Source organism: Wolbachia endosymbiont of Drosophila seguyi, from assembly GCF_028981765.1.
Classification (GTDB): domain Bacteria; phylum Pseudomonadota; class Alphaproteobacteria; order Rickettsiales; family Anaplasmataceae; genus Wolbachia; species Wolbachia pipientis.
Genome location: NZ_JAPQLM010000059.1, coordinates 1 through 5344, shown reverse-complemented (window position 1 = coordinate 5344; position 5344 = coordinate 1). Strand labels below are relative to the sequence as shown.

Sequence of the window (5344 nt, the reverse complement as noted above, 5' to 3'; positions counted from 1 at the left end):
AAGTAATCCTTACCTTTTAATCTGCAGATTGGCGAAAGCAAATACAATAGCTTCACTATCATGATAAGGGAGCTGGCGGAGTTTGTCAAGGGATTTTTGACGAAATGATTTTGAAAGCAAAGAGCGGGAGAAGGGGTTCGAACCCTCGACCTCAACCTTGGCAAGGTTGCGCTCTACCAACTGAGCTACTCCCGCAATTAAATTAACCTAAATTTACTTAATTATAGGCATATACAGCGATTTGTAAACCCCGTGTACACGAAAAATGTGAGAGCCCATAAATTTGCGTGGTTCCTTCTATGATCTTTTCGTATACTTAAGACTCATTTTTGATTATCATAGGTTTTCAATTGTGCCAAAAAATGTATTAATTTTATGGGAATATTTTTATATAAAGACGACTTGCCAGCTAGTTCAATACCAGATGATATAAGGTCTATAGCTGTTGATACCGAGGCAATGGGGCTACTTCATAGCAGAGATAGATTATGCCTTGTGCAGCTCTCTTTTAATGATGGCAACGCTCACTTAGTTCAACTCAAGAACGATTATACAGCGCCAAATTTAAGAAAAATATTAGAGGATAAAAATATAACTAAAATATTTCACTTCGCGCGATTTGATGTGAGCATAATACGTTATTACTTGGAAACTTGGGCACTTCCGTGCTATTGCACAAAGATAGCTTCACGTTTAGTTCGCACTTACACAGATAATCATAGCTTAAAAGAGTTGTGCTTAGAGCTGCTTGATACCAAACTAAATAAGCAGCAGCAATCTTCTGATTGGGGAAATGAAAATTTAACAGACAAACAAAAAAGTTATGCTGCATCTGATGTTTTGTATCTCCACAGGATAAAGGAAAAGCTAGACTTAATGCTGGAGCGTGAAAATAGAAAAGAATTGGCCCAAAAGTGCTTTGAATTTCTTCCTACTCGTATTGAATTAGACTTAATGGGTTGGGAAAACGTGGATATCTTTAACCACCAGATGTAATAGAAGTTTTTTGTTTGTGCAAAACACTTTAGGGCAATTTTTCAAGCTCTGCGGTAAGAATTTAGTTGATTAACTGCTAATAGATACGCTATATTTTACAAGCAATCGTTTTAAGTTTAGGTATTTTATGAGTGATGATATTACACCGGTAAATGATCAAAATTTCAAATCTGAAGTCACTGACTATAAAGGGTTTGTTCTGGTAGATTTTTGGGCAGAATGGTGTGGGCCATGTAAAAGTCTAATGCCGCGTATTGAACAGTTGGCTAAAGACAGAAAAGGCAAGATTAAGATCTGCAAGTTCGACATAGATGAAGGGACTGAAGTGCCAAGTAAGTATGGGGTTCAATCTATACCTACTTTGATTATATTTCAAGATGGTAAGGAAATTGCACGCAAAATTGGTGCAACAAATGATCTGCTAAGTTGGGTTGATAGTGAAATAAGCTAATAGACAAATTTGCTTTTGTGTGTATTATAAATATTGATAAAAGGGATTGTAGCTCAGTCGGTTAGAGCAGTTCGCTCATAACGAATTGGCCGTAGGTTCGAGTCCTACCAATCCCACCATTGTTAGCATGATCGTAACAACGAGAAAACTATAGTATATGAACTATATATTAATGTAATGGGGGAAATGATGGAATTTACTAAGTCTCTCAATAACAAGTTAGATGAATTGCACTTACTAAATCATCCATTCTACCAATCATGGAATACAGGAAGCTTAAGCTTGCAAGCTTTACAAACCTATGCTAAAGAATATTATCACCATGTTGCTGCGTTTCCTCGTTACATCAGTGGTATACATTTTCTGTGCCCAGATCTAAAAATGCGACAGGTTTTACTTGGTAATTTAATAGAAGAGGAACAAGGTGATGAAAATCATCCAGAGTTATGGAAACGTTTTGCTGAAGGGCTTGGCGTTGCGCGATCTGATCTTCGTGAAAGTGCACAGATTAAGGAGACACAAGAATTAATTGATGGTTACTTTGACATTGTAAGATCAGGTTTTGCAGCAGGTCTTGGAGCCTTGTACGCTTACGAACGTCAAACTCCAGAGGTTTCCAAGTCTAAAATTGAAGGTTTAAAAAAACACTATTCAATAAGTGATGAGCGTTCTCTTCAATTTTTTACGGTCCATATGCATGCTGATGAATGGCATTCTGAGGAATGTGCAAATCTTATTGAAGATCTAGATGAAAAAGAGCAAGATAAAGTTATGCAGGGTGCTCAAAAGGGAGCAAGGCTCTTGTGGGGTTTTCTTGATGGAATGATGAATGCTAGCGTGTGTTAGTAGTTGTAAGTAGCTTAAACTCAGTGATGTTGGAATGCAATGTCTGCATGTAATCTTCTTATATCTGACTTACGGCTTTGGGTTCATTTAGGCTATAGTGCAGAAGAGAAGTATCATTCTCAATTAGTTAGTGTTAATATTGATTTTACCTTTAAATCCCCCCCTTTAGGACTTACAACTGACCGGCTTGAGGATACTATATGCTACTTGGAGGTAGTTCAGAGTATTCAATCTCTCGTTCAAAGCAAGCAATTCAACTTAATCGAGCATTTAACTCATGATATATACAGGACCATTAATAACCTTGTGATGCAAAAAAAGCTTATTATTTCTTCTATAGGCGTAACTATTCACAAAGTTGCACCACCTGTCCCCAGTGTGCATGGAGGTGTTTTCTTTACTTATCGTAATGCGTTGCAAGAATGATTTACATTTCTGTTGGCTCAAATATAGGAAATCGCTTTTCCCATTTACAAAAGGCTGCTCAGTTACTGCAGGAGCGCTATTTTAAAAATTTAAAATCTTCAATTATTCTGGAAACTAAGGCTATTTTACCAAATGATGCTTCACCTGGGTGGGACAGGCCATTTCTAAATATGGTTGTGTATGGCAGTTGTTCTTCTTCTCCTGAAGAGCTGTTAAAGGGCCTTAAACAAATTGAATGTGACATTGGCCGTCTGCAGGTCTATGAAAAATGGGCACCTCGCGTTATTGATTTGGATATTTTGTTATGGGATGACCTGACACTTGATACACCCTACCTTAAGATTCCTCACCCAGAATTGATAAACAGACCATTTTTGCTTCACTTGATGACAATGCTGAACCCTATGGCAGTAGTTAACAAAACGTTTGGTACTGTTAACCCTAACATTAAGGATTGCTTTTTAAGGAGTTTTACGCTTTCACCAGAGCTTGTAGGTATTGTCAATATTACTCCTGATTCATTTTCAGATGGTGGTCTTTATTATGATGCAGATCAAGCAACCAAGCAGGCACTGCGGCTGTTATCAGATGGTGCAAGCATAGTTGAACTTGGTGCTCAATCAACAAGACCTGGCTCCTCAATACAAACTCCAAAAGCAGAATATGCACGCTTAAAACCAGTGCTTGATAATCTCAATCAGTATATGAAAGTTGGTGACATTAAAGTCAGCATTGATAGTTTCTGGCCAGATGTTATTTTGAATGTTTTGGAGCACTACAACATTGCCTGGGTAAACGATCAGAAGGGAGATCTAGATGATAATACCTTAAAAGCGATTGCTAGCAGTGGATGCAGTATCGTTATTATGCATTCACTCTCCATACCACCACATAGTGACAACATTATCCCAAGTGACATTGATCCAATTGATACCATAAATAATTGGGCAGAAAGGAACATTAATAGATTACTAGCTCTAGGTTTTGATCAAAGCTCGATCATTATTGATCCTGGTATTGGTTTTGGCAAATCTATGTACCAGAATATCCAGATTTTACGCAGTATAGAAACGTTACAAAATTTTGGCTGCAAAGTTCTGGTTGGCCATTCTAGAAAGTCATTTATTTCTTCTTTTTCTACAGAACCTGTCTTTAACCGAGATTTAGAAACAATTGCTACATCATCTGTATTACACAACAAGGTTGATTTCCTTCGAGTGCATAATGTGCGTGATCACATGCGATTTTTTGTAGCTCAAGCTGCTTTACAGGGATGATAGTTATCGGAATTATGGCTGTTGATCCCAAGGGGGTAATTGGAATAAATAATGGATTGCCCTGGCATTATCCAAGTGAGTTAGATCATTTTCGTCAGGTGACTGAAAAACAAGTTATTGTTATGGGGAGAAAGACATTTGAAACTATGCCTCAAGACATATTAGGGAATCGTATCCCTGTTGTTTTTTCTCGTGACAAATTAAATTCTTGTTTTAACAGAGGAGTAAAATGCACTATTATTTCTTCTATGCAAGAGTTTTTGTCAATCCAAAGTAATTCTAAAGTCTTCATGATTGGTGGAGCACAAATAGCGCATCTTTTTTTGGAGTATGATCTAATCTCAGAATTTATCATAACAGAAATTCACAAACCCTATAAAGGTGATGTATATTTCAACTTAACACTTCTTGATGGATGGCATAAAACTATTCTCACCAAAACGAAAGATTATACTATATGCAAGCTGACACGTTAATATGCATGTTGAAGCAATTTATACCCACCGCATTGAATGTGGAGAAGTATTAGAGCAGGTTCTTGATCGCTATGTTTCAGAGTTGCTAAGAGAGGAAGTTGTTCTTGCTGTCACATCAAAAATCATTTCTATTTGTCAAAAACAAGTGGTTTGCAAAACTGCTTGTTCTAAAGAAGAGCTAATCAAAAGAGAAGCTGATGCAATTGTTGATGTAGACCATAATTCTTACGGCATCTATTTAACAATCAAAGACAATATCTTAATTCCATCTGCTGGTATTGATGAATCAAATGGTAATGAAATGTATATTTTATACCCAAAGGATGTTCAGAAAACAGCTCTATCAATATGGAACTATCTCAAGACAAAACACTGCATAAAACATCTTGGTATTTTGATTACAGATAGTAACATAACACCTATGCGCCTTGGGGTTACGGGCGTTGCTCTTGGTTGGTGTGGATTTGAACCATTTTATTCCTATATAGGCAAGCCAGATCTTTATGATCAACCACTGCAAGTAACACAAGTCAATCTTCTTGATGCGCTGGCAACGTCTGCTGTTTTAGTTATGGGAGAAGGGGCGGAGCAAACACCAATGGCAATAATTAGTGGCGCACCAAAGATTCACTTTCTTACTCGTCCGCCAACTACAGAAGAAGAAAAAAGTGTGAAGATATCTATGGAAGAGGACCTTTACTCTCCTCTCCTCATGCGAGCCCGCTGGTTAAAGAGTTAAAGAGGAACTTAAAAATTTGCTATTAGACTTCTTACATAACCATATAACATTGGGAATAGAAACAAAAAACTTACTTGACACCCTTCGCCAGCGCCCTTATCATGATAGTGAAGCTATTGTATTTGCTTTCGCC

Annotated in this window: 7 protein-coding genes and 2 tRNA genes; 8 read left to right on the top strand and 1 reads right to left on the bottom strand. The window is 37.3% G+C overall.

What is annotated here, in order from left to right:
• Window positions 1–122: 122 nt before the first annotated feature.
• Window positions 123–195: transfer RNA gene (locus tag OZD62_RS01230), tRNA-Gly, on the bottom strand.
• 180 nt (window positions 196–375) lie between these two features.
• On the opposite strand from OZD62_RS01230, the gene OZD62_RS01225 reads away from it, so the two are divergent.
• The 8 genes from OZD62_RS01225 (at window position 376) to OZD62_RS01190 (ending at window position 5211) form a co-directional block, all read left to right on the top strand.
• Window positions 376–996 (top strand): ribonuclease D, encoded by a 621-nt coding sequence (locus OZD62_RS01225; protein WP_010962900.1) that lies wholly within the window; start codon window positions 376–378, stop codon window positions 994–996.
• Window positions 997–1123: 127 nt separating this feature from the next.
• Window positions 1124–1447: a thioredoxin gene (gene trxA, locus OZD62_RS01220; RefSeq protein WP_010962901.1), complete on the top strand. Its 324-nt coding sequence runs from the start codon at window positions 1124–1126 to the stop codon at window positions 1445–1447.
• Between the two features lie 42 nt (window positions 1448–1489).
• A tRNA-Ile gene (locus OZD62_RS01215) sits at window positions 1490–1566 on the top strand.
• Window positions 1567–1636: 70 nt separating this feature from the next.
• Window positions 1637–2293, top strand: a complete 657-nt coding sequence (locus OZD62_RS01210) for a CADD family putative folate metabolism protein (RefSeq protein WP_022626367.1) — start codon at window positions 1637–1639, stop codon at window positions 2291–2293.
• A 39-nt stretch (window positions 2294–2332) separates the two neighbouring features.
• On the top strand, window positions 2333–2719 hold the full coding sequence (locus OZD62_RS01205) for a dihydroneopterin aldolase (RefSeq protein WP_007548841.1): 387 nt from the start codon (window positions 2333–2335) through the stop codon (window positions 2717–2719).
• Window positions 2716–3996 (top strand): dihydropteroate synthase, encoded by a 1281-nt coding sequence (folP, locus tag OZD62_RS01200; protein ID WP_138317886.1) that lies wholly within the window; start codon window positions 2716–2718, stop codon window positions 3994–3996. The genes OZD62_RS01205 and folP overlap by 4 nt, the downstream gene beginning before the upstream one ends.
• Window positions 3993–4472 carry a dihydrofolate reductase gene (locus OZD62_RS01195; protein WP_038199174.1) on the top strand — a complete coding sequence of 160 codons (480 nt, stop codon included), beginning with the start codon at window positions 3993–3995 and terminating at the stop codon, window positions 4470–4472. The genes folP and OZD62_RS01195 overlap by 4 nt, the downstream gene beginning before the upstream one ends.
• Window position 4473: 1 nt before the next feature.
• A complete protein-coding gene (locus OZD62_RS01190) occupies window positions 4474–5211 on the top strand; it encodes a putative folate metabolism gamma-glutamate ligase (RefSeq protein ID WP_275019258.1) in 738 nt (245 codons plus the stop codon).
• The last annotated feature ends 133 nt before the right edge of the window (window positions 5212–5344 follow it).